26 protein-coding genes are annotated in these 25800 nt (G+C 64.2%); 17 read left to right on the forward strand and 9 right to left on the reverse strand.

Annotation, left to right across the window (positions count from 1 at the left end; translation table 11 throughout):
* Window positions 1-31 precede the first annotated feature (31 nt).
* The 4 genes from L867_RS0108475 to L867_RS0108490 are packed head-to-tail and all read left to right on the forward strand — an operon-like array spanning window position 32 to window position 2370.
* A complete protein-coding gene (locus L867_RS0108475) occupies window positions 32-316 on the forward strand; it encodes an AbrB/MazE/SpoVT family DNA-binding domain-containing protein (RefSeq protein WP_028736472.1) in 285 nt (94 codons plus the stop codon).
* Entirely contained in the window at window positions 313-708 is a 396-nt protein-coding gene (locus L867_RS0108480) for a PIN domain-containing protein (protein ID WP_028736473.1), read from the forward strand. Before L867_RS0108475 ends, L867_RS0108480 begins: the two co-directional genes overlap by 4 nt.
* Window positions 705-1745: a Holliday junction branch migration DNA helicase RuvB gene (gene ruvB / locus L867_RS0108485; protein WP_028736474.1), complete on the forward strand. Its 1041-nt coding sequence runs from the start codon at window positions 705-707 to the stop codon at window positions 1743-1745. Before L867_RS0108480 ends, ruvB begins: the two co-directional genes overlap by 4 nt.
* Before the next feature lie 58 nt (window positions 1746-1803).
* Window positions 1804-2370 carry a DinB family protein gene (locus tag L867_RS0108490; RefSeq protein ID WP_028736475.1) on the forward strand — a complete coding sequence of 189 codons (567 nt, stop codon included), beginning with the start codon at window positions 1804-1806 and terminating at the stop codon, window positions 2368-2370.
* Between the two features lie 9 nt (window positions 2371-2379).
* On the opposite strand, the gene L867_RS0108495 is transcribed toward L867_RS0108490, so the two are convergent.
* Genes L867_RS0108495 through L867_RS0108505 form a run of 3 tightly spaced genes read right to left on the reverse strand, consistent with a single transcriptional unit; the run spans window position 2380 to window position 5347 of the window.
* Entirely contained in the window at window positions 2380-3264 is an 885-nt protein-coding gene (locus L867_RS0108495) for an NAD-dependent epimerase/dehydratase family protein (RefSeq protein ID WP_028736476.1), read from the reverse strand.
* The gene (locus tag L867_RS0108500) at window positions 3261-4130 is read right to left on the reverse strand and encodes a glycosyltransferase (protein WP_051438888.1); all 870 of its coding nucleotides are present in this window, start codon (window positions 4128-4130) and stop codon (window positions 3261-3263) included. Before L867_RS0108500 ends, L867_RS0108495 begins: the two co-directional genes overlap by 4 nt.
* On the reverse strand, window positions 4127-5347 hold the full coding sequence (locus tag L867_RS0108505) for an NAD-dependent epimerase/dehydratase family protein (protein WP_028736478.1): 1221 nt from the start codon (window positions 5345-5347) through the stop codon (window positions 4127-4129). The genes L867_RS0108500 and L867_RS0108505 overlap by 4 nt, the downstream gene beginning before the upstream one ends.
* Window positions 5348-5471: 124 nt before the next feature.
* Between L867_RS0108505 and ybgC the strand changes: the two genes are divergently transcribed.
* From ybgC to glmM, 10 genes are all read left to right on the forward strand, one after another.
* Complete coding sequence (gene ybgC / locus L867_RS0108510; protein WP_028736479.1) at window positions 5472-5912, forward strand: tol-pal system-associated acyl-CoA thioesterase; 441 nt, start codon at window positions 5472-5474, stop codon at window positions 5910-5912.
* A gap of 238 nt (window positions 5913-6150) precedes the next feature.
* Window positions 6151-6870 (forward strand): protein TolQ, encoded by a 720-nt coding sequence (gene tolQ, locus L867_RS0108515; protein WP_028736480.1) that lies wholly within the window; start codon window positions 6151-6153, stop codon window positions 6868-6870.
* A gap of 25 nt (window positions 6871-6895) precedes the next feature.
* Window positions 6896-7351: a protein TolR gene (gene tolR / locus L867_RS0108520; RefSeq protein WP_028736481.1), complete on the forward strand. Its 456-nt coding sequence runs from the start codon at window positions 6896-6898 to the stop codon at window positions 7349-7351.
* A gap of 9 nt (window positions 7352-7360) precedes the next feature.
* Window positions 7361-8470 carry a hypothetical protein gene (locus L867_RS0108525; RefSeq protein ID WP_028736482.1) on the forward strand — a complete coding sequence of 370 codons (1110 nt, stop codon included), beginning with the start codon at window positions 7361-7363 and terminating at the stop codon, window positions 8468-8470.
* A gap of 21 nt (window positions 8471-8491) precedes the next feature.
* On the forward strand, window positions 8492-9799 hold the full coding sequence (gene tolB, locus L867_RS0108530) for a Tol-Pal system beta propeller repeat protein TolB (protein WP_028736483.1): 1308 nt from the start codon (window positions 8492-8494) through the stop codon (window positions 9797-9799).
* 154 nt (window positions 9800-9953) lie between these two features.
* Window positions 9954-10484, forward strand: coding sequence for a peptidoglycan-associated lipoprotein Pal (gene pal / locus L867_RS0108535; RefSeq protein ID WP_028736484.1), 531 nt, complete (start codon window positions 9954-9956; stop codon window positions 10482-10484).
* Window positions 10485-10653: 169 nt separating this feature from the next.
* Window positions 10654-11619: a tol-pal system protein YbgF gene (gene ybgF / locus L867_RS0108540; protein WP_028736485.1), complete on the forward strand. Its 966-nt coding sequence runs from the start codon at window positions 10654-10656 to the stop codon at window positions 11617-11619.
* Between the two features lie 20 nt (window positions 11620-11639).
* The gene (tilS, locus tag L867_RS0108545; protein ID WP_028736486.1) at window positions 11640-12953 is read left to right on the forward strand and encodes a tRNA lysidine(34) synthetase TilS; all 1314 of its coding nucleotides are present in this window, start codon (window positions 11640-11642) and stop codon (window positions 12951-12953) included.
* 122 nt (window positions 12954-13075) lie between these two features.
* Window positions 13076-15013, forward strand: coding sequence for an ATP-dependent zinc metalloprotease FtsH (ftsH, locus tag L867_RS0108550; protein ID WP_028736487.1), 1938 nt, complete (start codon window positions 13076-13078; stop codon window positions 15011-15013).
* Window positions 15014-15239: 226 nt separating this feature from the next.
* Entirely contained in the window at window positions 15240-16595 is a 1356-nt protein-coding gene (gene glmM, locus L867_RS0108555) for a phosphoglucosamine mutase (RefSeq protein ID WP_028736488.1), read from the forward strand.
* A gap of 197 nt (window positions 16596-16792) precedes the next feature.
* Here glmM and L867_RS0108560 read toward each other — a convergent pair whose 3' ends face one another.
* Complete coding sequence (locus L867_RS0108560; protein WP_028736489.1) at window positions 16793-17539, reverse strand: YebC/PmpR family DNA-binding transcriptional regulator; 747 nt, start codon at window positions 17537-17539, stop codon at window positions 16793-16795.
* Between the two features lie 195 nt (window positions 17540-17734).
* Between L867_RS0108560 and L867_RS0108565 the strand changes: the two genes are divergently transcribed.
* Window positions 17735-18238 carry a pyridoxamine 5'-phosphate oxidase family protein gene (locus L867_RS0108565; RefSeq protein ID WP_028736490.1) on the forward strand — a complete coding sequence of 168 codons (504 nt, stop codon included), beginning with the start codon at window positions 17735-17737 and terminating at the stop codon, window positions 18236-18238.
* A 62-nt stretch (window positions 18239-18300) separates the two neighbouring features.
* On the opposite strand, the gene L867_RS0108570 is transcribed toward L867_RS0108565, so the two are convergent.
* The gene (locus tag L867_RS0108570) at window positions 18301-19845 is read right to left on the reverse strand and encodes a flavin-containing monooxygenase (RefSeq protein WP_028736491.1); all 1545 of its coding nucleotides are present in this window, start codon (window positions 19843-19845) and stop codon (window positions 18301-18303) included.
* A gap of 141 nt (window positions 19846-19986) precedes the next feature.
* Here L867_RS0108570 and L867_RS0108575 point away from each other — a divergent pair, with 141 nt between their 5' ends.
* Together L867_RS0108575 and L867_RS0108580 are read left to right on the forward strand one after the other, a co-directional pair.
* Complete coding sequence (locus tag L867_RS0108575) at window positions 19987-20457, forward strand: pyridoxamine 5'-phosphate oxidase family protein (RefSeq protein ID WP_037172911.1); 471 nt, start codon at window positions 19987-19989, stop codon at window positions 20455-20457.
* On the forward strand, window positions 20454-21782 hold the full coding sequence (locus L867_RS0108580; RefSeq protein ID WP_028736493.1) for a GAF domain-containing protein: 1329 nt from the start codon (window positions 20454-20456) through the stop codon (window positions 21780-21782). Before L867_RS0108575 ends, L867_RS0108580 begins: the two co-directional genes overlap by 4 nt.
* A gap of 20 nt (window positions 21783-21802) precedes the next feature.
* Here the strand turns inward: L867_RS0108580 and L867_RS0108585 are convergent, their stop codons facing one another.
* From L867_RS0108585 to L867_RS0108600, 4 genes are all read right to left on the reverse strand, one after another.
* A complete protein-coding gene (locus L867_RS0108585) occupies window positions 21803-22633 on the reverse strand; it encodes an MBL fold metallo-hydrolase (RefSeq protein ID WP_028736494.1) in 831 nt (276 codons plus the stop codon).
* Between the two features lie 111 nt (window positions 22634-22744).
* Complete coding sequence (locus L867_RS0108590; protein ID WP_028736495.1) at window positions 22745-24097, reverse strand: methyl-accepting chemotaxis protein; 1353 nt, start codon at window positions 24095-24097, stop codon at window positions 22745-22747.
* Between the two features lie 133 nt (window positions 24098-24230).
* Entirely contained in the window at window positions 24231-25055 is an 825-nt protein-coding gene (locus tag L867_RS0108595; RefSeq protein WP_028736496.1) for a TIGR00282 family metallophosphoesterase, read from the reverse strand.
* A gap of 19 nt (window positions 25056-25074) precedes the next feature.
* On the reverse strand, window positions 25075-25647 hold the full coding sequence (locus L867_RS0108600) for a 5-formyltetrahydrofolate cyclo-ligase (protein WP_028736497.1): 573 nt from the start codon (window positions 25645-25647) through the stop codon (window positions 25075-25077).
* Window positions 25648-25800: the final 153 nt, after the last annotated feature.

Consider the following 25800-nt stretch of genomic DNA (forward strand, 5'->3'; position numbering starts at 1 on the left):
TTCTCGTAAGAATTCCTTGAGGAGGTAAGACATGGGTGCCTTTACCGTTATGACCTCCAAGGGTCAGATTACGATCCCGAGTGAAGTGCGCGAAGCGTTGAAACTCGAACCCGGAACACGCTTCTATGTGTCGGCGCGCAACGGTCAGGTCGTGGCAATCCCGAAGAACAGAAAGCTGTCGGAATTCGCCGGAATCCTAGGCAACCCGCCTGTCGGCGTCAGCCTCACGGTCGAGGAAATGGACGAAGCTATAGCGCAACACGTGTTCGAGGATGACCAACGCATCAGGCGCGAATGGTCGGAGGCTGAGCGGTGATCGGCATCGACACCAATGTTCTGGTGCGGTTTCTCGTCGATGACGACCCCGCCCAGAACGCCTTGGCGCGCACGTTTCTTTCGGCGAGAACGGCCGAGGAACCGGCATATATAAGTGCGATCGTCATCGCAGAAACCGTCTGGATCCTGCACAACAGGCTGCAATACCCGATGTCCACCGTAGCAGAGCTTTTTCAGAATCTCCTGGCGGCGGACGGCCTCGTCATCGAATATACGGAAGAGCTCGACGCCCTGCTGAGCACCGGCCAGCCCTTGGCCGATCTAGCGGACCACCTGATCGCATGGGCTGCGAAACGGGCAGGAGCTCCAACTACCCTGACCTTCGACAAACGCGCCGCCTCCCGCGTGCCCGGCATGGAATTACTCGTATGAGCACCCCGAACCCCATCCTCTCCCCCGACAAGCGGGGCGAAGACCTTGATACGGCGCTGCGCCCGCAGTCGCTCGACGAATTCACCGGCCAGGCGGAAGCGCGCGCCAACCTGAAGATCTTCATCGAGGCGGCCAAGAACCGGGGCGAGGCGCTCGACCACGTCCTGTTCGTCGGCCCGCCGGGGCTCGGCAAGACGACGCTCGCCCAGATCATGGCCAAGGAACTCGGCGTCAACTTCCGCTCGACCTCCGGCCCGGTCATAGCCAAGGCCGGCGACCTTGCCGCGCTTCTGACCAATCTCGAAGAGCGCGACGTGCTCTTCATCGATGAAATCCACCGGCTCAACCCGGCGGTCGAGGAAATCCTCTACCCAGCGATGGAGGACTACCAGCTCGACCTGATCATCGGCGAAGGCCCGGCCGCCCGCTCGGTGAAGATCGACCTTTCCAAGTTCACCCTCGTTGCCGCCACCACCCGCCTGGGGCTGTTGACCACGCCACTGCGTGACCGTTTCGGCATTCCGGTGCGCCTCTCCTTCTACACGGTCGAGGAACTGGAACTGATCGTGCGGCGCGGCGCCCGGCTGATGGGGCTCGGCATGACCGACGAAGGCGCCCGCGAGATCGCACGCCGCGCCCGCGGCACGCCGCGCATCGCCGGCCGGCTGCTGCGCCGCGTGCGCGACTTCGCCGAAGTGGCCCGCGCCGAGGCCGTTACCCGCGAGATCGCCGACGAGGCGCTGACCCGGCTCCTGGTCGACAATATGGGCCTCGACCAGCTCGACAAGCGCTATCTCAACATGATCGCCGTCAACTTCGGAGGCGGCCCGGTTGGCATCGAGACGATCGCCGCCGGCCTCTCCGAACCCCGCGACGCGATCGAGGACATCATTGAGCCCTACATGATCCAGCAGGGCTTCATCCAGCGCACGCCGCGCGGCCGCGTGCTGACCACCACGGCGTGGAAGCATCTCGGGCTGCAGCCGCCGAAGGATCTGGAGGCCGCCCAGTTCCGCCTGACGCTGGAAGACGACTGAGCGGGGAAGTATCCGCGCGCGACGACCGCTGGATCGCCGACGAAGGGGACGCAATGGCATGACCGAGGTCTACGATCCCACCCGCGTATTCCGCAAGCTCGCCCGAGCCAATGCGCTCGCCAATCTGCGCCTGTACAAGGCGGTGGCGCTTCTGCAGCCCGGCGAGTTCGAGGCCACCCGCACGAGCTTCTTCCCGTCGATCCGGGCGACGCTCAACCATATCCTGATCATCGACTGGTTCTACGTCGATGCCCTCGAGGGCGGCACGCTCGGCCCGAAGGCGTGGGAAAACGAGGAGCCCTTTGCCAACCCGGCAGAACTGCGCGCCGCACAGGCCGAGGTCGACCGCCGGCTGCTGAACCTCTGCGACCGCCTGACGCCCCTCGACCTGGCCCGCCCCGCCGCGGTCCATCGCGGCAGCCGTATCCAGACCGACCGTCTCGACGACATTCTCAGCCACGTGTTCCAGCACCAGACCCATCATCGCGGTCAGGTCCATGCCATGCTCGCCGGCACCAGCCTGAAGCCGCCGCAACTGGACGAATTCATTGTCGGCGACGACGCGCAGGCGCGCGCTGTGGAGATGGCCGAGCTCGGATGGAGCGAAACGGAGCTTATGGGCTGAATTTCAGGCTCAGACGCTGTCGGCCAGACAGTGGACCGTGCTTTCCAGCAGCGACAGGCCGCCCGGCTTCCAGCCAAGCGCCCGGATCTTGTCCGTGACCATCTCCGCCACCACAGTCTTGTCTGCGGGCTCAGGCAACGGATGCAGCGACCGGGTCGCCAACTTCAACGCGGTGAGGATTTCGTGGCTGTCGGTGACGATGTCGGAAACGTTGAACGCCTCTCCACCCACCTTTGCCGTGTCGCTCTCCAGCATAAGCCGCACCGCCTGGCCGACGTCACGACCATGCACTTCCGAGCCGGCGCGCACCGGCACCGCCCTGCCCGCCTGATAGTCGGCGAACAGTCCGTCCCACTTGTTCGGCCTGAGATGCCCATAGACGCCGGTCAGCCTGAGGCTTGATCCGGCAAAACCCGGGCCGGACATATCCGCCAGCACCTGCTCCGCCAGCAGTTTGACTTCGCCGTAGAGGCTCGTCGGATGCAGCTCGGCCGTCTCGACCAGCGGCTCCCCCGGCGCAATGCCGTCATAGACCGCCCGGCTTGACAGGAAGACAACACGCCGGACGCCAGCGCGTCTGGCCGCTTCGAACAGGCGAACCGTGCCATCGAGATTGAGCCGGCGGAACCGCACCGGATCGTCGCCCTCCCCGCCCCGGTATTTCCCCGCCACGTGATCGAAGGCGGCATGGACGAAGACATAGGTCTCGTCGAAGGCCTCGATCTGATCGAGATCAGGATCGAGCGACATCGACCGGAACTTGACGGGCCGGGAGAAGTATCCCGCCAGAGGCGCAGCGCGTCCGCCGACGGTCACGTCGTAGCCGACCGAAAGCAGTGCCTCGACGACATATCGGCCGACCAGCCCCGTCCCGCCGGAAACCAGGACCTTCATGCCGCCGCCGGTACCGGATTGGCAAGCGCCCCGACATCAGGAATGGCCTCGCCGGCATAATAGGCTTGCCACAGGTCGATCAGCGGCTTGAGAACCGCCGCCTTCGGATGGTCGGCTTCCCACGGCTTTTCATATTGGTAGTGCAGCACGCCGATCTCTTTCCAGTCCCACAGTTCGGGCAGGTTGAACCAGACATATTGCAGCATGTTCATGAACACCGGCAGGCCGTGCCAGTCGGGAAAGAAGGTTTCGAGAAACGTCTGGTCGGTGCGCCGCCAGAACACATCCGGCTCGTCCAGCTGCTTGAGCATGGCACCGAAGGTGGCGAGCGACGGCTTGGCGACGAACACGCCTGAATTCAGCCGGTGGAAATCGGCAAGGCTCTCATAGACGTTCGGCGCGGCAGAAAATTCCGGGTAGTCGAACAGCTTGTCGATGTTCTTCAGCACGATCGCGTCCGCATCGATGAAGACGCAGGTGGCGTAGTCGATCAGCTGCCAGAGCCTGAGCTTGCAGAAATTGTCGAGCGGCGAGTGGAAAGCCGGCTTGCGCCCCTTGGTGAAGGGCGCATTCGCATGCAGATTGCCGCGCGCATGGCGCAGGTTGAACGCATGCGAGAGCGGCAGGTGGTCGACCTCCACCAGCCGGCAGCCGAGCGTTTCCAGCGGCCGGAGGGCACTGGCCTCCACTCCGCCGGTAAAGAGCACGACGATGTCGGCCGGGCTTCCCGTCAGCCGGATCGACCTTGCCAGCGCGACCGCCCCCATCGCGTAGTCGGCATTGGTCACCAGGGTGACGAAGGCATTGCGCGACCCGGCCGTCGTCTCCGGCCGAATGCCGCGCAGCATTTCCGTACCCATCATCATGACACGGATTTCAGCTTCTTGCCTTCCGGGTCGCGGTTGATCGTCTTGGCGATGTCCTTGGTCCAGGCCGAGACGGCCGGCACGCGCGAACGATCGACGCGATAGGCGAACTTCCGGGCCACATCGACGATCTCGTCGAGCAGGCCGCCCTTCAGAGTCGTCGGCTCGAGCCCGAGGCCGAGGAACTTCTCGTTCTTGACGATCAGGTCGTTTTCCGGGGCTTCCTTGCGCGGATTGGGCAGCCAGGCGATCTCGGCGCCGGTCATCTTCGAGATCATCTCGGCGAGGTCGCGCACCCGATGCGTTTCCGTCATCTGGTTGAAGATCTCGACGCGCGAGCCCCGTGCCGGCGGGTTCTTCAGCGCGATTTCGATACAGCGCACCGAGTCCTGGATATGGATGAAGGCGCGGGTCTGTCCGCCCGTGCCATGCACGGTCAGCGGGTAACCGATCGCCGCCTGGATCAGGAAGCGGTTGAGCACGGTGCCGTAGTCACCGTCATAGTCGAAGCGGTTGACGAGCTGCGCGTGGCGGCGGGTCTGTTCGGTGTGGGTCCCCCAGACGATGCCCTGGTGCAGGTCGGTGATCCGAAGGCCGTCATTCTTGGCATAGAACTGGAACAGCAGCTGATCGAGGCACTTCGTCATGTGGTAGATCGAGCCGGGATTGCTCGGGTAGAGGATCTCCTGCGAAACCGTCTCCCCTTGCGTCGTCTCGATGCCGACCGGCAGATAGCCTTCCGGGATCGCCGCACCGACGGTCGAATAGCCGTAGACGCCCATGGTGCCGAGATGGACGAGGTGCGAATCGAGGTTGAGCTCGGTCAGCGCGTTCAACAGATTGTGCGTGGCGCTCACATTATTGTTGACCGTGTAGTTCTTGTGGCGGTCGCTCTTCATCGAATAGGGCGCGGCGCGCTGCTCGGCGAAATGGATGATCGCATCCGGGCGGTTCTCCGCCAGCCAGTTCTTCAGCAGCTCATAGTCCTTGGCGAGATCGATCAGGTGGAAATGGATCCGCCGCCCTGTCTCTGCATGCCATATGCGGGTGCGCTCCTGGATCGAGTCCATCGGCGTCAGCGACTGCACGCCGAGCTCGGTATCGATCCAGCGGCGCGACAGGTTGTCGAGGATATGGACGTCGTGGCCGGCATCGGAGAGGTGCAGGGAAGTCGGCCATCCAACGAACCCGTCTCCGCCCATGACTGCAATTTTCATATGATAGTCTCCTGTGCCGGTGAGCCCCAAAATCTGATAATGCCAATTTGTGACAGAACTACAATGGGAGCCGAAAGGCTATGCACCAATGCGTGTCCGGTTCCCGGGAAAATAAGGTAAGAGCATGAATCAAAAGACGATTTCTCTCTGTGGAGAATTGACGGACGATGATCACCGTCTGATCCAGCGCGTCTATTATGAAGACACCGATTTCTCCGGCCTCGTCTATCACGCCCGTTATCTGCATTTCCTCGAGCGCGGCAGGACCGACTACCTGCGCTGTCTCGGCGTCGAACAGAGCGCCTTGATCGGCATGGACGAGGAAGGCCTCGTTTTCGTCGTCCACCGGATGGAAATCGACTTCAAGGCGCCGGCTCGCATGGACGATGTGCTGGAGATCCGGACGGTCACCACCAAGGCCGGCGGCGCCAAGATGGTGCTGGAACAGGAAATCCGACGCGATGGCGACCTGCTGATCGCCGCCAAGGTTGTCATCGCCGTGGTCAATCGCATCGGCCGGCCGCGGCGCCTGCCCGAAGGGCTTGCCGCCCGCTTCCTCGGCTGATCGGTCGTCACTCGCACCCGCGCGCTAACGGTCCCTTAACGATAATGATGTCTTACTGCCGCCAGGGAAATTTGTGCGACGCACGCCTTCCTTTGACCAAATTTGAAGGCAAGAAGGCAATCTGGGAGCTTGAAGCGGAATAAGGGCGTTCGGCAATGGCAACCGCACAATTCCGCAACAGAGCTTTTTCACCGCCCGGTCATGTGCCGGGCGTTTGGATTTCGGGGATTTAAAAGCGATGGAAGAAGTAGGTTTGGCAGCGGCGACGCATGACGTGAGCCTTTGGGCGCTGTTCATGCAGGCTGGTTTCGTCGTCAAGTTGGTCATGCTCGGACTGCTCGCCGCCTCGGTCTGGACCTGGGCGATCGTCATCGACAAGTTCATGAGCTATTCGCGCGCGCGCCGCCAGTTCGACCAGTTCGAACAGGTGTTCTGGTCCGGCCAGTCGCTCGAGGAACTCTACCGGACGCTCGCCGAACGCAGCAATACCGGGCTTGCCGCCATGTTCGTCGCCGCCATGCGCGAATGGAAGAAGAGCTTCGAGCGTGGCGCCCGCTCGCCGATCGGCCTGCAGATGCGTATCGACCGCGCCATGGACGTGACGCTCGCCCGCGAATCGGAAACCCTCGAGGCCCGCCTTTCTTCGCTCGCCACCATCGGCTCGGCGGCACCCTTCGTCGGTCTGTTCGGCACGGTCGTCGGCATCATGACCTCGTTCCAGGCAATCGCCGGCTCCAAGTCGACCAACCTTGCGGTCGTCGCCCCCGGTATCGCGGAAGCGCTGCTCGCCACCGCGATCGGCCTTGTCGCCGCTATCCCGGCAGTCATCGCCTACAACAAATTCTCCGGCGAGGCAGGCAAGCTGACCGCCCGCATGGAGGGCTTTGCCGACGAATTCTCCGCCATTCTTTCGCGCCAGATCGATGAGAAGCTGCAGCCTCGTCAGGCCGCGCAGTAAACGTCCGGCTTAGGAGACGCATAGCATGGGTATGAATGTTGGATCGAGCGGTGGCGGCGGTGGCCGTCGCGGCGGAAGGCGTGGCGGCAAGAAGGCGCCGATCAGCGAGATCAACGTCACGCCGATGGTCGACGTCATGCTCGTGCTCCTGATCATCTTCATGGTCGCGGCGCCGATGATGACGGTCGGCGTGCCGATCGACCTGCCGGAAACCCAGGCGAAAGCGATGAATTCCGACACCCAGCCGATCACCATCTCGGTGAACCCGGCCGGGGAAATCTATCTCCAGGAAACGGCGATCCCCCTCGAAGACGTGGTTGCCAAGCTCGAGGCGATCGCCACCACCGGCTACAACGAACGCATCTACGTGCGCGGCGATACCGCCGCTGCCTACGGCACCGTCATGCAGGTCATGGCACGCATATCCGCGGCCGGTTTCAAGAATATCGGCCTCGTGACCCTGCAAGAACAGGACAAGTGATCGGACGCGATGAGAGCTAGTCTCATTTCTTCGGCTGTGCTGCACGGGCTGGCGCTTGCTTTCGCGCTGGTCAGCATCAGCGCGCCCGAATCCTTCGACGTCGCGGACGTCGAGGCGCTGCCGGTCGATATCGTGCCGATCTCGGAAATCACCCAGATCCAGCAGGGCGACAAGAGCGCCCCGGTCGCCGAGAAATCGGCCCCCGTGCCGACCAAGAAGCCGACCTCCGTTCCCGATGCGCAGAACGTCGGCGAGAACGATGTCGACCTGAAGTCGGTGCCGAAGCCGGTCGAGAAGCCGACCAAGGCGGAATCCTCGGCAGCACCCGAGAAGGTTGAGAAGGTCCAGCCGACCCAGGATGACGTGACCAACGACATCAAGGACATCATCAAGGAAGAAACGGTTGCCGAGCCGACCGAGGTCGCCAAGGCCGAACCGGCGAAGCCAGAAGTGACGCCCGAGCCCAAGCCGCCGGCCGAGAGCGAACCGAAGCCGGAAGAGGCTCAGGCCGAGGAAATTCCGTTGCCCGACAGCGTTCCGGTTCCGACCGCCAAGCCGAAGCCCGAAAAGCCGAAGCCGGCCGAGGCGAAGCCCGCGGAGACCAAGCCGACCCAGAGCGAGACGGCCAAGGCTGATAACAAGAAGAAGGACGTCAAGACCCAGGAGACGGCGAAGTCGAAATCCGCCAAGGAGAGCGACTTCAACGCCGACGAGGTCGCGGCCCTCCTGAACAAGAACGACCCGACCGCCGGCGGCGCCAAGGCATCGCCGGACAAGGCGGCCTTCGGCGGCAAGAAGACCACCGGCGGCTCGGAGCTCAGCCAGAGCGAGATGGACGCGCTGCGCGGCCAGATCCAGAACAACTGGTCGGTCATTCCGGGCCTCGCCGATGCGGCGGACGTCCGCATCAAGGTGAAATTCCAGCTCGACGAGTCCGGCGAGCTGATCGGCGAACCGGAAGTCACCGCGACCGGCGGAACGCCGCAGACCCAACAAGTGCTGATGGGCGGCGCACGCCGCGCCGTCCTGCGCTCCGCCCCCTTCAAGAACCTTCCCCGGGACAAATACGATGCCTGGTCGGAAGTGATCGTCAATTTCGACCCCAGCGAACTGATGTAAGAGCTGAAAGGCTTGGATCCTATGATGAAACTCAACCTTCTTCGAACCCTGATGGTGATCGTCGGCTTGGCCGGCGCCTTTGCCACCCCGGCGAGCGCAGTCGTCGAAATCAACATCAACAAGGGCAATGTCGAGCCGCTGCCGATCGCGATCACCGACTTCGTCTCCGGCGACGGCATCGGCGCGAAGATCGCCGCCGTCGTCGAGGCCGACCTCAAGCGCTCCGGCCTCTTCGCCCCGGTCAACCGCGCGGCCTTCATCGAGAAGATCACCAATCCCGACCAGGCTCCGCGCTTCGAGGACTGGAAGGTGGTCAACGCCCAGGCGCTCGTCGTCGGCCGGATCAGCAAGGAAGGCGACGGTCGTCTTCGCGCCGAGTTCCGCCTGTGGGACACCTTTGCCGGCCAGCAGATGACCGGCCAGCAGTTCTACACCCAGCCGGAGAACTGGCGGCGCGTCGCCCACATCATCGCCGATGCGATCTATGAGCGCATCACCGGCGAGAAGGGCTATTTCGACACCCGCATCGTCTTCGTCTCGGAAAGCGGTCCGAAGACCGACCGCAAGCGCCAGCTCGCCATCATGGACCAGGACGGCGAGAACGTCCGCATGCTGACCGGCTCCAAGGACATCGTTCTGACGCCGCGCTTTTCGCCGAGCCGCCAGGAAGTGACCTACATGTCGTTCGAAGGCCAGCAGCCGCGCGTCTACCTTCTCCAGCTGGAGACCGGGCAGCGCGAAGTGGTCGGCAACTTCCCCGGCATGACCTTCTCGCCGCGCTTCTCGCCCGATGGCCAGCGCGTCATCATGAGCCTGCAGCAGGACGGCAACGCCAACATCTACACGATGGACCTGCGCTCGCGCACCACGACGCGCCTCACCTCGACGGCCGCGATCGACACCTCGCCGTCCTATTCCCCGGACGGCGCCCGGATCGTCTTCGAATCCGACCGCGGCGGCCGCCAGCAGCTCTACGTGATGAACGCCGACGGCTCTGGCCAGCAGCGCATCTCGTTCGGCGACGGCTCCTACTCGACCCCCGTCTGGTCGCCGCGCGGCGACCTGATCGCCTTCACCAAGCAGTCGGGCGGCAAGTTCTCGATCGGCGTGATGAAGACCGACGGCTCGGGCGAGCGCATCCTCACCTCCGGCTTCCACAATGAAGGCCCGACCTGGGCGCCGAACGGCCGCGTGCTGATGTTCTTCCGCCAGACCGCCGGCTCCGGCGGCCCGCAGCTTTATTCGATCGATCTGACCGGCTACAACGAGCAACTCGTCAAGACCCCGACCTACGCCTCCGATCCGGCCTGGTCGCCGCTTCTCGAATAGGCCGCATTCATGCCTCTTTCCTGCCGCAAGGTTCGCCCGAACAGCGCCTAGCGGCAGTGATTTGACACTTTCTTAACCATGTTCGTTGGATGCCGGTTAACCTCGAATGGTTAAAGTCCGGCAACCCTACGGAAAGACATCAAGGAGACCGGCTATGAGCCGCATTCACACTCCGGCGAAGAGCCGCATGCAGCAGATCGCCAGCAACCCGGCCGTCATCGCCATCGCCCTGACACTGGCGCTTGCCGGCTGCGCCTCGAAGAAGAACCTGCCGAACAGCGCCTCCGACCTCGGCCTCGGTGCCGGTGCGGCAACCCCGGGCTCGACCCAGGACTTCACCGTCAATGTCGGCGACCGCATCTTCTTCGACACCGACTCGACCTCGATCCGTGCCGACGCCCAGCAGATTCTCGACCGCCAGGCCCAGTGGCTTGCCAAGTATCCGAACTACGCGATTACCGTCGAAGGCCATGCCGACGAACGCGGCACCCGCGAATACAACCTGGCGCTCGGTGCCCGCCGTGCCGCCGTCACCCGCGACTACCTGGCGTCGCGCGGCGTTCCGGCGAGCCGCATGAAGACCATCTCCTACGGCAAGGAACGTCCGGTCGCCGTCTGCGACGACATCTCCTGCTGGTCGCAGAACCGTCGCGCGGTCACCGTGCTCGGCGGCGCCGGAATGTAATTTCCGCTTCAGGCGGCAGACTTGCGAAAGGCGGCTTCCCTCGGGGAGCCGCCTTTCGGCTTTTCTCCATACTTTGGCCGAACTTCGGTTGCTTTTTGCCGGCAATTGGAAAAAATCTTCCGGTTGCGCCAAACCCGGCGCGACGATTCATGAAGACAGGAACAATGACATGAAAAGACTTGTCATGGCCGCATTGCTCGGGGCGGCGACTGTGGCCGGCCTGCACGGAAACGCCAGTTCGATGCAGCTCCTAGCACCGCGCCCCGCGCCGGAAGCACGGACTGCCGAGACTGCGCCCGAGCGCGCGCCGGTGATACTCGCCCAGAGCGCCGATCCGTCGATCCGCATCCTGCAGCTCGAGGAGGAGATCCGCAACCTCAACGGCCGGATCGAGGAAATGAGCTTCCAGATCCTGCAGATGCAGGAGCAGATGCGCAAGACCCAGGAAGACAACGAGTTCCGTTTCCAGGATCTCGAGAAGGGCGGCACCAAGAAGAGCGGTGCCCTCGACACACCGGTCAACGGCAACGGACAATCGGACTCCGTCGCCCAGGTTATCACCCAGGATCCGGTACCCGGCAGCAATGCCGGGTCCGACCCGATCGGCCAGCCCGAGCAGGTGCTCGGCTCGATCGAGCTCGACAGCCAGGGCATGCCCAGCTCGGCCACCCTCAACCAGGATGCGATCGGCAACGGCTCGACCGCCCTTCCCGGCGTCGAAACGGTCAAGCCGACCGACACGGCTTCGCTCGGCTCCGAAGGCGACGTCTACCAGGTCGCCTACGGCCATGTCCTGTCCGGCGACTACGCCATGGCGGAGAACGAGCTGAACGGTTTCATCATCAGCTACCCGCAGAGCCCGAAGATCGCCGATGCCAACTTCTGGCTGGGCGAGGCGCAGTATTCGCAAGGCAAGTTCAACGAATCGGCAAAGACCTTCCTCAACGCCCATCAGGCCTACGGCTCATCGCCCAAGGCACCCGAAATGCTCCTGAAGCTCGGCATGTCCCTTGCCGCCCTCGACAACACCGAGACCGCCTGCGCCACGCTGCGCGAAGTGACGAAGCGCTACCCCAAGGCATCGCGTGCCGTGGTTTCCAAGGTTGCCTCCGAACAGAAGCGGCTTCGCTGCTGACCGGCCGCGGCACATCTGCCGTGGACACGCCTTCTCCCGCCTCCCCTGAAGACGCCGCCCGCCGGCTCCTGATTTCCCTTCGCAATCCGACCCGCCTTCTCGTCGCCATCTCCGGCGGCAGCGATTCGACCGGCCTGCTGGTTGCCCTGAAGCGCGCGTCTGCCGATTGCGGCAGCCCCCATGACCTTGTCGCGGCGACCGTCGACCATGCACTCCGCCCGCACTCGGCCGCCGAAGCCCAGGCTGTCGCCCGGCTCTGCGCCTCACTCGACATTCCCCACCGCATCCTGACCTGGCATGGCGCCAAGCCCACGACCGGCATTTCGGCGGCAGCCCGCGAGGCGCGCTACGCCATGCTCGCCGATGCGGCCGCCGATTTCGGCGCCACGGCGATCGTCACCGGCCATACGGCCGATGACCAGGACGAGACGATCGCCATGCGCGCCGCCCGCGCCGCAGAAGACAATCTCGGCCTCTCCGGCATGGCCGGGGCCATGCTCTACGATCGCCGGATCTGGGTGCTCAGGCCGTTTCTCTCCGTGCGGCGCGACGCGATCCGAGACTATCTGACAGACGCCGGAATCGGCTGGATCGACGATCCGAGCAATGCCGACCGGCGCTATGAGCGGGTGCGCGTCCGCCAGGACCGCGGCACTGCCATGCGACCGTCCGGAGAGGAAGCCACTGAGCGGCGCAGGCAATTGTCGACAGGCGCGGCTGGCCTCATGGAGCGCTACGCCACGCTTCATGCCGGTTGTCTCATTGCGCTGTCACCCGAAGCGCTGGGCGCCGAGCCGGCAATCCTGCGCCATGCACTCGCAACGCTCGTGGCCGTCGCCGGCGGCAAGCCGCACCGACCGGGCATGGCTGCCATGGACAAACTGATGCGGTTGGTGGGGTCCGGATTGCCCGGCCGGATGACGCTGGCGCGCGCACTCGTGCAGTGCCGCCGCGACGGCCTTTATCTGATGCGCGAAATCCGCGATGTTTTGCCGCGTCCGGTCCCCGCCCATTCCGCCATCCTGTGGGACGGCCGCTACCGCGTCACAAACCAGACCGACGAGGTGCTGCAGGTCGGGCCGCGGACCGAACCTCCTCCGTCATCCAAAGCCGAAGTCCTGCCGCCGGCAATGCAGCGCCACATGGCCCGGATTTCCCCTGAGATCCGGGCGGTGCCGGAGATGGAGACGGGCACGGAAGCGCCGGCCGCCCCCGCAGCGATCGAGCCCGCCTTCCCTCTGTTCGATCGCTTCCTCGCCGAAACCGACCTCCCCCTGGCCGACGCCGTCGCCCGCCTCTTTGGACGGAAGGCCTATTTGCCGCCTCCGGCTTAAGCGGTTATTGACGGAAAACGCACTCATACCGCCGCTTTGCCTTGGCAAGGCCCCAGTGCGATCCTATGTTAGTCGACAATCAGGCGGGCTCTTCAGCACGCAACACATGTTCGGGGAGTTCGATGAACCCAAATTTTCGGAATTTCGCGCTATGGGCGATCATCGCCCTGTTGCTGATCGCCTTGTTCAGCATGTTCCAGACGTCGCCGTCGCAGACCAGTTCGCGCGAAATCCCCTATTCGCAGTTTCTCCGCGAAGTGGATGCGGGCCGCGTTCGTGACGTGACCGTCACCGGCAACCGCGTGCTCGGCAGCTATGTCGAGAACGGCACGGCCTTCCAGACCTATTCCCCGGTCGTCGACGGCAGCCTTCTGCAGAAGCTGCAGGACAAGAACGTGATGATCGTCGCTCGTCCCGAGACCGACGGCTCGTCCGGCTTCCTGAACTGGATCGGCACCTTGCTGCCGATGCTGCTGATCCTCGGCGTCTGGCTGTTTTTCATGCGCCAGATGCAGGGCGGTGGCCGCGGCGGCGCCATGGGATTTGGCAAGTCCAAGGCCAAGCTGCTGACCGAAGCCCACGGCCGCGTGACCTTCGAAGACGTCGCCGGCGTCGATGAAGCCAAGCAGGACCTGGAAGAAATCGTCGAATTCCTGCGCGACCCGCAGAAGTTCCAGCGCCTCGGCGGCAAGATCCCGCGCGGCGTGCTGCTGGTCGGTCCTCCGGGCACCGGCAAGACGCTGCTCGCCCGCTCGGTCGCCGGCGAAGCCAACGTGCCCTTCTTCACCATTTCCGGTTCGGACTTCGTCGAAATGTTCGTCGGCGTCGGCGCCAGCCGCGTCCGCGACATGTTCGAGCAGGCCAAGAAGAATGCGCCCTGCATCATCTTCATCGACGAAATCGACGCCGTCGGTCGCCACCGTGGCGCCGGTCTCGGCGGCGGTAACGACGAGCGCGAACAGACCCTCAACCAGCTGCTGGTCGAGATGGACGGCTTCGAGGCCAATGAAGGCGTCATCCTGATCGCCGCGACCAACCGTCCCGACGTTCTCGACCCGGCGCTGATGCGTCCCGGCCGTTTCGACCGTCAGGTCGTCGTGCCGAACCCCGACATCGTCGGCCGCGAGCGCATCCTCAAGGTTCATGCCCGCAATGTCCCGCTCGCTCCGAACGTCGACCTCAAGGTCCTCGCGCGCGGCACGCCCGGCTTCTCCGGCGCCGACCTGATGAACCTCGTCAACGAAGCCGCCCTGATGGCCGCCCGCCGCAACAAGCGCGTCGTCACCATGGCCGAGTTCGAAGACGCCAAGGACAAGATCATGATGGGTGCGGAACGCCGCTCCTCCGCCATGACCGAGGCCGAAAAGAAGCTGACCGCCTATCACGAAGCCGGCCATGCGATCACCGCGCTCAACGTGCCGGTCGCCGACCCGCTGCACAAGGCGACCATCATTCCGCGCGGCCGTGCGCTCGGCATGGTCATGCAGCTGCCCGAGGGCGACCGCTACTCGATGAGCTACAAGTGGATGGTGTCTCGCCTGATCATCATGATGGGCGGCCGCGTTGCCGAGGAGCTCACCTTCGGCAAGGAGAACATCACGTCGGGCGCATCCTCCGACATCGAGCAGGCGACCAAGCTTGCACGGGCCATGGTTACGCAGTGGGGCTTCTCCGACGTGCTCGGTCAGGTCGCCTATGGCGAGAACCAGCAGGAGGTGTTCCTCGGCCATTCGGTTTCGCAGACCAAGAACGTCTCGGAATCGACCGCCCAGAAGATCGATACCGAAGTGCGTCGCCTGATCGACGAGGCTTATACCGAGGCCCGCCGCATCCTGACCGAAAAGCACGACGACTTCGTCACCATGGCGGAAGGCCTGCTCGAATACGAAACGCTCTCGGGCGAAGAGATCAAGGCGCTTCTGCGCGGCGAAAAGCCGGCGCGCGACATGGGCGACGAAGGTCCGTCCGGACGCGGCTCGGCGGTTCCCTCGACCGGAACCAAGAAGGACGCGCCGAAGGGCGGCGAGCCTGAAAGCGGCCTCGAGCCCCAGCCGCACTGATTTTCGGCGCATAAAATGCAAAGGCCACCCTCCGGTTTCGGAGGGTGGCCTTTTACTTTTCACTCACAAGATGTAAGCGCTGTTGACGCTAATTTACGTGCCCTCAGCCGCGTTCTGTGGCAAGAGCACGCGCATTGGCATAGCTGCCGGCCACCTGGCCGGCTCGGGAATCCAGCGCCTTTCGCCAGCGCCTCGTGGCGCCGGCTCGATCATTGCAGGAGAACAGATGACTCGTCGCTATTTCGGCACGGACGGCATTCGCGGCCAGTCCAACAAGTTTCCGATGACCCCCGACCTCGCCATGCGGGTCGGCATAGCGGTCGGCACGATCTTCCGTCGCGGCCATCATCGCCACCGGGTGGTGATCGGCAAGGACACGCGCCTCTCGGGCTACATGCTGGAAAACGCGCTGGTGGCCGGCTTCACCGCCGCAGGCCTCGACGTCTTCCTGCTCGGACCGATCCCGACGCCCGCCGTCGCCATGCTGACGCGCTCGCTGCGCGCCGATATCGGCGTGATGATCTCCGCCTCGCACAATCCCTTCGCCGACAACGGCATCAAGCTGTTCGGCCCGGACGGCTACAAGCTTTCGGACGAGATCGAGCAACAGATCGAGGCCCTGCTCGACGACGACATCTACGCGCAGCTGGCGCCCGCCCATGAGATCGGCCGGGCCAAGCGCGTCGAGGGCGACATCTATCGCTACATCGAGTTCGTCAAGCGCACGCTGCCGCGCGACGTCACGCTGCATGGGCTGCGCGTCGCGATCGACTGCGCCAACGGTGCCGCCTACAAGGTTGCGCCGGCTGCCCTGTGGGAGCTCGGCGCCGAGGTGGTCACCATTGGCAACACGCCGAACGGCACCAACATCAACCTCGACTGCGGTTCCACCCATCCGGCCGCCCTGCAGAAGAAGCTGCACGAGGTGCGCGCCGATATCGGCATCGCGCTTGATGGCGACGCCGACCGCGTCATCATCGTCGACGAGAACGGCACCATCGTCGATGGCGACCAGCTGATGGCGGCAATCGCCGAAACCTGGGCGCAGGACCAGATCCTCAAAGGCGACGGCATCGTCGCCACAGTCATGTCCAATCTCGGCCTCGAACGCTTCCTCTCGGACAAGGGCCTAACCCTCGCCCGCACCAAGGTCGGCGACCGTTATGTCGTCGAGCACATGCGCCAGCACAATTTCAATGTCGGCGGCGAGCAGTCGGGCCATATCGTGCTGTCCGACTTCGGCACCACCGGCGACGGCCTGGTCGCGGCGCTGCAGATCCTCGCCTGCGTCAAGCGCACCGGCAAGACGGTAAGCGAGATCTGCCATCGCTTCGAGCCCGTGCCGCAGCTCCTGCGCAATGTCCGCTTTTCCGGCGGCAAGCCGCTCGAGGATGCGACCGTCAAGCAGGCGATCGCCGACGCCGAGAGTGAACTGGCCCGCAACGGCCGCCTCGTCATCCGCCCCTCCGGCACCGAACCGCTGATCCGCGTCATGGCCGAAGGCGACGACCGCGAACAGGTCGAGCGCATCGTCAACGAGCTGGTGAGCGTGATCGGCAGCGTACGCAGCGAAGCGGCGTAGTTCTCGTCTCTGGCGTTCAGCCCCTCATCCGCCTGCCGGCACCTTCTCCCCGCAAGCGGGGAGAAGGCCAAATGCCGCAACGTTTCCGTCCCCTCTCCCCGCTTGCGGGGAGAGGGCCAGGGTGAGGGGCAAACCCACGAACAAAAACGGCCCGGTTGCGCGCGCAGCCGGGCCGTTTCCTGAAATACTGCGGTCGTTCAGGCCGAAAGCTTGGCCATGACTTCGTCCGACACTTCGAAGTTCGAATAGACGTTCTGCACGTCGTCGTCGTCTTCGAGTGTGCCGATCAGCTTCATCAGCGACTGCGCCTTCTCCTCGTCGACCTCGATCGTGTTCTGCGGCTTCCAGATCGCCTTGACGCTTTCCGCCACACCGAGCACGTCTTCGAGCGCCTTGGACACTTCGTTCATGTCCTCGAAGGCGCAATAGATCGTGTGGCCGTCCTCGTCGGAAGCGACATCCTCGGCACCGGCCTCGATCGCCGCTTCCATGACCTTGTCGGCATCGCCGACGGAAGCCTTGTAGGTGATCTCGCCGACGTGATCGAAGGAGAAGGACACCGAGCCGGTTTCGCCGAGCGCACCGCCCGCCTTGGTGAAGGTCGATCGCACGGTGGATGCGGTGCGATTGCGGTTGTCGGTCAGCGTCTCGACGATGACGGCGATGCCGCCCGGACCGTAGCCCTCGTAACGGATCGCATCATAGGTCTCGGCGTCGGCGCCCGAGGCCTTCTTGATCGCACGGTCGATATTGTCTTTCGGCATCGACTGCGCCTTGGCGTTCTGCACGGCCAGGCGAAGGGCGGCGTTCATGGTCGGGTCGGGCAGGCCCATCTTGGCCGCAACCGTGATTTCGCGCGCGAGCTTGGAAAACATCTTGGAACGGATGCCGTCCTGTTTTCCCTTGCGGTGCATGATGTTTTTAAACTGTGAATGGCCAGCCATGGCACCCCTGATCAGGTCTATTTGTGAGGAATGGCGCCTTATACGAGCGAAACCGGCCCCGTTCAAGGGGAAGTGCACGATTCGCCGGCCCGCCGTCTTCTGTCTTTGAATCCGCGCCGCCGGCGCTTTCGCGGGAACAAGAACGCCGGCCGGCCCGTTGCATTGCCGAAACCCACCAACAACAGGAGATGGTGCATGGCAAGCTTCAGCGAAGCGCGCGAAACCCCGGTCGAGCAGCTGTGGGACGAGATCGACGACATTCATGCCGGCATGCTCGGCCTCGAGGGCGGCCACATGCACATGCAGCCGATGGCACCCTTCGCCGATCCCAAGACCAACACGATCTGGTTCTTCACCAAGACGGATTCGCATCTGGTGCAGGCGCTGAAACCCGGCAGCCGCGCCCATTTCTGCGTCGTCGGCAAGGACCACGACTATCACGCCTGCCTCGGCGGCACGCTCGTGGAACGCAAGGAGCCGGCCAAGATCGACCAGTACTGGAGCTCGATCGTCGAAGCCTGGTATGATGGCGGCAAGGCAGACCCCAAGCTCACCATGCTGGCCCTCAAGCTCGACGACGGCGAGATCTGGGCTTCGACCGGCAATCCGCTGAAATTCGGCTGGGAGATCGCCAAGGCCAATCTGAGCGACGACAAGGAGCCGGATATCGGCGTCCATCGCCGCATCTCCTTCGGCTGAACCCTCGAAATTTCGAAACGACAAACGCCCGGCCAGTGAGCCGGGCGTTCTTGTCTGGGCGGTCAGGCGGCCGACGTGGCGGCCTGCCGACCGATCATCGCACAGATACCGTGCTCTTCGGCTGTGAACTCGGACCCGATGATCGCGCCGAACGCCATGGCAGCCTGCCGGATGCGCGTTTCGGCATCGCGAAGGGCGTCGGCGCCCGCCAGCCGGAACGACACGGCCGAAAGCGGACCGAACAGAAGCGCCCGCTCCAGCTCCGGCCATTCGGCCGGGTCCGGCTCGACCCCGGCATTGGCGGCAAACATCAGCGCCGCCGCATTCATCGGCATGCTCGGCGGGCCGGCCCGCATCGCCTTGCTGCGCGCGACGCCTTCGCGCATTTCGGCTTGCGAAGCCATCGGCCGCAGGCCGGCGAAGCAATAGCTGATCCACCGGGCCTGAAGTTCGAGAACCGGAAGATAGGGACCGACGAGATCGTAGAGCCCGAGGAAGGCGAGGCCCGGCAAATCCGGGTGGAAGCTGTGGTCGTGCAGGTCGAGATGGGTGTCGTCCAGATCGACCGCCTTGGCGATATCGGCTCCGAGCCATGGCAGAGACAGGCGATAACCGGTGCCGAAGACGATGCCGTCCGCATCGAAGGCGGAGCCGTCGTCGAACAGCACCCTGCCGCCTTCGATCCTGCGGATCCAGGGCGCAACGGTGATCCGCCCTTCGGCGACCGCCGGCAGGAAATGATGCGACTGGGTGATACCCGCAGCGAAGATGTTCTCATCCGGGGCCGGCGCGCCGAACTGTGCCGGATTGCCCGCAACACTCAGCACCTTCGCCTTCAACCCGGCCGCCAGCGCCTCCGGCGGCGCCACGGCCCCCAGAAGCGCCGAGGCACGATTGAACATCACATGCTCGGTCGGCACGCCGGCAATCAGCTTCGGCAGGACATAACGCTGGCGACGGTTGGCCACCACGACCTTGGCGGCACCGCCATAGGCGAGTTCCGAGGCAATCTCCAGCGCGCTGATCGAACAGCCGGCGACCAGAACCTTGCGGCCGCGATAGCGCTCGACACCGTTGTACTGGGCCGCATGAATCGCCCCCAGGCTGCCGCCGAAAGTGTCGAGGCCGGGGACCTCAGGCACTTGCGGCGTGCGGTGGCGACCGCTTGCGACGATCGCCCGCTTGAACACGTCCTGCCGAATGCGCCCGCCCGCGACCGAGCGCACGAGCCAGCCGCCCTCCGGCGCGCGCTCCAGCGCCTCGACGCGGGTGGAGAGCCGCAGATGCGGCAGGAGACCGGCGGTGAAGGCATAGCGTTCGAGATAGTCGAGCATGTCCTCCTGGCTTGGGTAGACCGGCGTGCCGGGAGCATGATCGAGGTCGGAAAACGCGGTCATCACCCGGCTGGTATTGGTGCGCATACCCGGCCACGTTGCGCTCGACGCCGAGGCCGAGTTCCACTGGCCGCCGACCCGGGCCGCGGCCTCGAAGATCACCGGCTCGAAACCGTGAGCGAGCAGCCATCGGCCCGCGGCCAGGCCGCCGGGGCCGGCGCCGATGATCGCTACCGAATTCTCCGGCATGATGGTTGTCTGTTCCTGTTGCATGGGTCTGCTCCTTGGGTTGTGATGGAGCGTGGCTATAGGCACATGCGATGCGCGCGTTTCCTAAAAGCTTCCTAATGCGCGGATCGCTTATCCTAAAACCTGCATAACTGCGGTATGAATCGGTCCCTCACGGAGAACACCATGCTGGATGCGGAGCTTGCGGCTTTCATTGAAAGCCCGGTCATGCAGATCGTCGGAACGGCGGACGCCACGCGGCGGCCCGGGATCGCGCGCGGCGTCGGCGCCTGGCGCACAGGAGACCGGGACACGATCGACCTCGTCCTCTCGGCCTGGCAATGGCCGGAAACGATTGCCAATATCGAGGCGAACGGCCGCATCGCGGTGACATTCTCCCGCCCCTCCGACTACGTCACCTACCAGATCAAGGGGACGGCGACCCTGAGGCCCGCCGATGACGGGGAGATCGAGCGATCTGCCGCCTACATGGTCGCGATCGTCTCGGCGCTGATGCGAAACGGCCTCTTGCCGGAGATCATCGCCCCCTGGCTCACGGCCCGGGATGCCGTGGTCGCCACGATCAGGATATCGTCGGTCTACGTGCAGACGCCCGGTGCGCAGGCCGGCACGAAGCGTGCGAGTATTGGCCGATGACGTGGTCGCTCGTCGAACTGGAAGCCTGTTTCGAAGGGGTCATTCCGTCGATCATTTCGACGGCCGATGCCGAAGGCCTTCCCAACATCTCCTATCTCTCCCATGTGGCGATCGTCGACGACGACCACGTCGCCCTGTCCAACCAGTTCTTCGCCAAGACCGCCGCCAATATCCGGCTCAATCCGCAGGCCACCCTTCTCGTCGTCGACGGGCACAACGGCGCCCAGTTTCGCCTCGACCTCCGATTTGCCTACTCGATGGAAAGCGGCACGCTGTTCGAGAGACTGGCCCTGCAGGTCGAGGCCAGCAGCGCCCAGGCCGGCATGGCCGACGTCATGCGCTTGCGCCACGTGGATGTCTTCCGGGTTCTCGCCATCATCGACACGCCCTCCCCGGCCGGCACGCCGGCCAGACGCAAGCCGGAGAGGAACCGCCTCGACGCCACGCGCCGCATCGTCGAGAGGATCGCCGCTGAGACGGATGCCGACGGGATCGTCGACGCCACGCTCGACGGGATCCGCGAGGGTCTGGGTTTCCACCATGGCCTGTTCCTGCATTGCTATCCCGACAAGGGCCAGGTCGTGGCGATCGGCAGCACCGGCTACGCCCCCTCCGGCATCGGCGCGGAAGTGCCGCTCGGCGAAGGCCTGATCGGCGCGGCAGCCGAGAGCGGCAAGACGGTCAAGGTCAGCGATTTGAGCCGCGTCCGCCGCTTCGGTTCGGCGATCCGCGCGACCACGCCGGACGAAAACCGGACCCGCTCTATCCCTCTGCCCGGCATGGCCGAGGCAATGAGCCAGATTGCCGTACCGCTTCTGCTGCAGGATACCGTCGAGGGCGTGCTGTTCTTCGAGAGTGCCGAGAGGCTCGCCTTCGGCCGCGACGACGAGGCGGCGCTTGCCATCATCGCCCGCCAGGCGGCGGCATCGCTCGCACTGTGCGAACGCCTGTCGCTGGAGGGCGAGAGCGCAGGCCACCGCCGTCCCGACCCGCCGGCCGGCGAAACCCGCATCGACGTCGTCCATCACGGTTTCGACGACAGCATCTTCGTCAACGGCGACTACGTCATCAAGGGCGTCGCCGGGAGGTTGCTGGTCTTCATGATGGAGCAGAGCCTTGCGAGCGGACGCCGCGAGTTTTCCAACCGCGAGATCCGGTTGGACACCACCCTTCGGCTGCCGGACTTCAAGGACAATCTCGAAACTCGCCTGCTGCTGTTGCGGCGAAGGCTTGAGGAGAAGACGCTGCCGGTCCGCCTCATTCGCCTCGGGCGCGGCAAGATCGGGCTGGAAATCGACGGGCATCTGCGCCTGACACGGCAGTAAGCGAACCCGGCTCCGGCGCCTCAGACCCCGCTCAGCACCAGGATCAGCGGTTTTCGCGGCAGGCTGCGCACCGAGACGCTGACCGTGGCGGTGTCGGCAATCTTCCAGTCGAAGCCCGGATCGAACATGGCGAGGAAGGTCTCGATCGGCGGCCCGCGGCGATGCATCGGCAGGATCAGCGCCGAGCGCAAGCGCTTGATGGTATTGCTCATGCTCTGCGCGCCCATGGTCAGACCGCCGTCGACCGGCACCATGACGACGTCCAGCCGACCGATCTCGGCGAAATGCGCGTCGGTCAGTTCGTGGTGCAGATGGCCGAGATGGCCGATGCAAAGACCCGCCACCTCGAAGATGAAGATCGAATTGCCGTTGGGCTCGAACGCCCCGCCCCAACTGCGGATATCGGTTGGCACGTTGCGGATATAGGCGTCGCCGACGACGATGCGATGCTCCGCCTTCTCTCCGGGCCGTTCGTCGTTCCATCCATGCAATACGGTGGCAATGCCCGGATCGGGCATCAGCGTGTGGTGGCTTGAGTGGGCCTTGTTCATCGTCACCACGTCCGGAAGCTGCGCGGTGCGGAGCCAGCCGTTGAAATCGGTGGCGATCGAGATCCCGCCCGGCGTTTCGATCTGGAAGGTCGAATGGCCGAGAAAGCGGATCGTCACCTCCTCGTCGAGGGCCGCGAATTGCGGCCGGAGCGGTTCGGGTTTGAAGGCAGCAAAGGTGGCAGATGGAAGCTTCTCCGCGACCAGCTGGCACTGGCTGACCGGCGGCCGATCAGTCTCGGCGGCGGCGGAGGTCGCAAGAACCGTCATGGCGCAAAGCGAAAGGAACAGTCTCAGCAGCATCAGCCGCTCCCGTACCTCATTCGGACGGAGAAAGCATGCGGCAGAGCAAAGGCCGGGTAAAGCCGCGAGCCAAGCCCGCGGCCTCACAATGGCGTTACCGAAGGCGGAGGATCAGTCGACCGCGCGGCGTTCCAGGCGCTTCAGCCCGTCGAGCACCTCCGCCGAGGCCACTTCCACGCAACGCAGTTCGCTCAGCGCCCCGCGGATATCGCCCGCATTGTAGCGTCGCACCGCTTCGATGCCGTGGCTATGGACCCGTGCATGCGGATCTTCGATGGCGACGAAATCCGGGCTGCCGGCGAGCGCGGTGTGGCGGCAGCCGTCATACCATTTGCCGAGACGGCAGGTGTGATGGTCGGCAAGCTCGTTCGTCTTCAGGCCTTCGCGGCCGATGATCATGTTGGCGAGACGACGTTTCCAGATGACGTGGTCGGACTGGGCAAGCTTGACGATCTTGCCGGGCACATTGGTGCCGCTGAGCGCCTGCAGGCGCGCATTGAGGCCGCCCTGCGCCTGCTCCATGGCGCCGACGATGCCTTCGAGCTGCGCCGTTGCCTTGCCGGAGCTGGCCGCCACGGTGCTGACGCCGCTCGCAACGCTCTGCGAGGCTTCGCGCTGCTGGTTGAGCGCCACCGAAATGTGATCGGCATTGATGATGACGTTGTCGAGTTCCTTGGCGGCGATCGTCAATGCGTCCTGCAGCGTGACGAGCGAGCGACTGCCCATCTCCGCGGATTCGCGGCTCGAGGTCATCGAGTTGACCATCGCGGTCAGGCCGCTGTCGAGCTTGCCGATGATGTTGCCGATTTCCAGCGTCGCATTGGCGGTCCGGTCGGAAAGCGCCTTGACCTCGGCTGCAACGACGGCAAAGCCGCGGCCAGCCTCGCCGGCGCGGGCGGCTTCGACCGCGGCGTTGATGGCCAGCATATTGGTCTGGGAGGCGATCTTCTTGATATTGCCGGCGATGGTCGAAATGCTGGTCCCGAGCTCGTGAATGGCGCCGATCCGCTCGTTGGTCTCGACGAGCGCGCTGTTAATGACGGTCATGCGCTGACTGGTCTCGATCAGGGCCTGTCCGCTGGCCTTGCAGGTCTCGCCGGCGCGGCGCGCATTGTGCAGGATTTCCTCGCCGTGCTGCGCCACCTCGTTGACGGTTGCCGCCATCTCCTCCGCTGCGGCGGCAATGCCCTGGGCTTCGTCGTCGACCTGCCGCAGATCGTAGAGCAGATGGGCCGACATTCCCGCCGTCTCGTTGACGCTCACCGAGACGGACACCACGTCGTCGAGCTGCGCGGATGTCTGGCTGCGGGAGCGTTCGATCAGCGCGGCAATGGCGCGCGACAAGGCGTCCGATCCGGTCGGCACGCGACTGAAATCGTCGTTGAGCGCCGCCTCCACGCAGGAGAGAAGATCATCGGCATCGGAGGGGGATTCGGTAAAAAGCGTATGCGCGGCGGAACTCAAGGTCTTCTCCCAAAAACTGAATGTCTTGTGGGGCTTAGGCCAGGAATCTTCACCCCATCTAGGGTGGAATTTATTACCTAGTTGAGTTAATTAAACTTTTACGGATCAGGCCCATTTGGGATTTGTTGCGCCGTCAGCGCCAGAAGTCCGGAAGGGCCTCGGTGAGCCGCGGCCCGAGGCGCAGCGGCGCGATCTTTTCCGCAAGGCCGGTGCGATCGGAAATCTCGACGCCGACGCCGCAGATCGTTGCCGGGCCATGCGCGGCTTCGAAACGCCCCTTGGGCATCTTGGAAATGAACCGGTTGAGCGGCTCTTCCTTTTCCATGCCGAGCGAAGAATCATAGTCGCCGCACATACCGGCATCCGACATATAGGCGGTGCCGCCATTGAGGATCTGGTGGTCGGCGGTCGGTACATGGGTGTGGGTGCCGACGACGAAGCTGGCGCGGCCATCGACGAAATGGCCGAAGCACTGCTTCTCGCTGGTCGCCTCCGCATGGAAGTCGAAGATGATCGCGTCGGCCTGTTCCTTGAGCGGGCAGGCAGCCAGGATCGTCTCGGCCGACTTGAAGGGATCGTCGAGTTCGGGGTGCATGAAGACACGCCCCATGATGTTGGCGACGAGAATGCGGGCGCCGTTGCGGGCATAGAAGATGCCCGACCCTTTGCCCGGCGTGCCGGCCGGATAGTTGGCGGGGCGCAGGAACTGGTCGTGCCGCTCGCAGAAGGAAACGGCTTCCTTCTGGTCCCAGACGTGGTTCCCGGTAGTCACGACATCGGCGCCGGCATTGATCGTCTCGAGATAGATGTCTTCGGTGATGCCGAAGCCGCCGGCGGCATTCTCCCCGTTGACGATGACGAAATCCAGCTTCAGGTCGGAGATCAGGCCGGGCAGACGCTCCCACACCGCGGTACGCCCCGTCTTGCCAACCATGTCTCCGAGAAAAAGAAGCCGCATTCCACCTGTCCAATCGCCTTCAGAATGTTCTGAACCCGCTTTCGGTCAGTATGGCCTGCAGCCGGACGTCGTGCGGTTCTGCCGGCACTTCTGCCACCTCCTGGCAGTCGAATGCAATGCCGATAAGCCTGGGATCCCTGCCTTTTTGCAGCAATCGGGCGATCGCACGGTCATAATGACCCGCTCCGTAGCCGATCCGGTCGCCATGGGCGTCAAAGGCGGAAAGTGGCACGAGCAGGATCTCGGGGTCGAGGACCGCCGCATCCGGACCCGGCCCACGGGTTCCAAAACCCGTATCGACGAGTTCGACACCGGTCACCAGTTCGCGAAAAACGATGGTCATTTTATCCTGCACGATCGGCAGGCACAGCCGCGCGCCGCGCGCCTTCAGCCGCGCCATCAGCGGTCGGATATCGGCCTCCGAGCGGATCGGCAGGAAACCGGAAATGATCGTCCCCGGCTCGAATTCGAAAGCGCCCCCGCCGTGGTCGGCCATCCGGAGGCTGAACTCGGTGCGGGTTTCCGCCGGAAGCCGATCCCGGGCTGCCAGTCGTTCATTCCGCATTTGGGCCTTGAGGTCTTTGATGTTCATGCGCGCCATGTCCCCGAAATCGGCGGGACGATAGCCCAGATGGCCTGCGTTTCAAAGCCGGCGGGAAAGCAACCGATTCCGCAGTGCAAAAGATTGCTGCATGGCCGCAGATCGGGAAAGGCCGAATTAACATTTATCAAATAAAATCGAAGA

It is taken from the genome of Paenirhizobium selenitireducens ATCC BAA-1503 (assembly GCF_000518785.1).
Lineage (GTDB): Bacteria > Pseudomonadota > Alphaproteobacteria > Rhizobiales > Rhizobiaceae > Allorhizobium > Allorhizobium selenitireducens.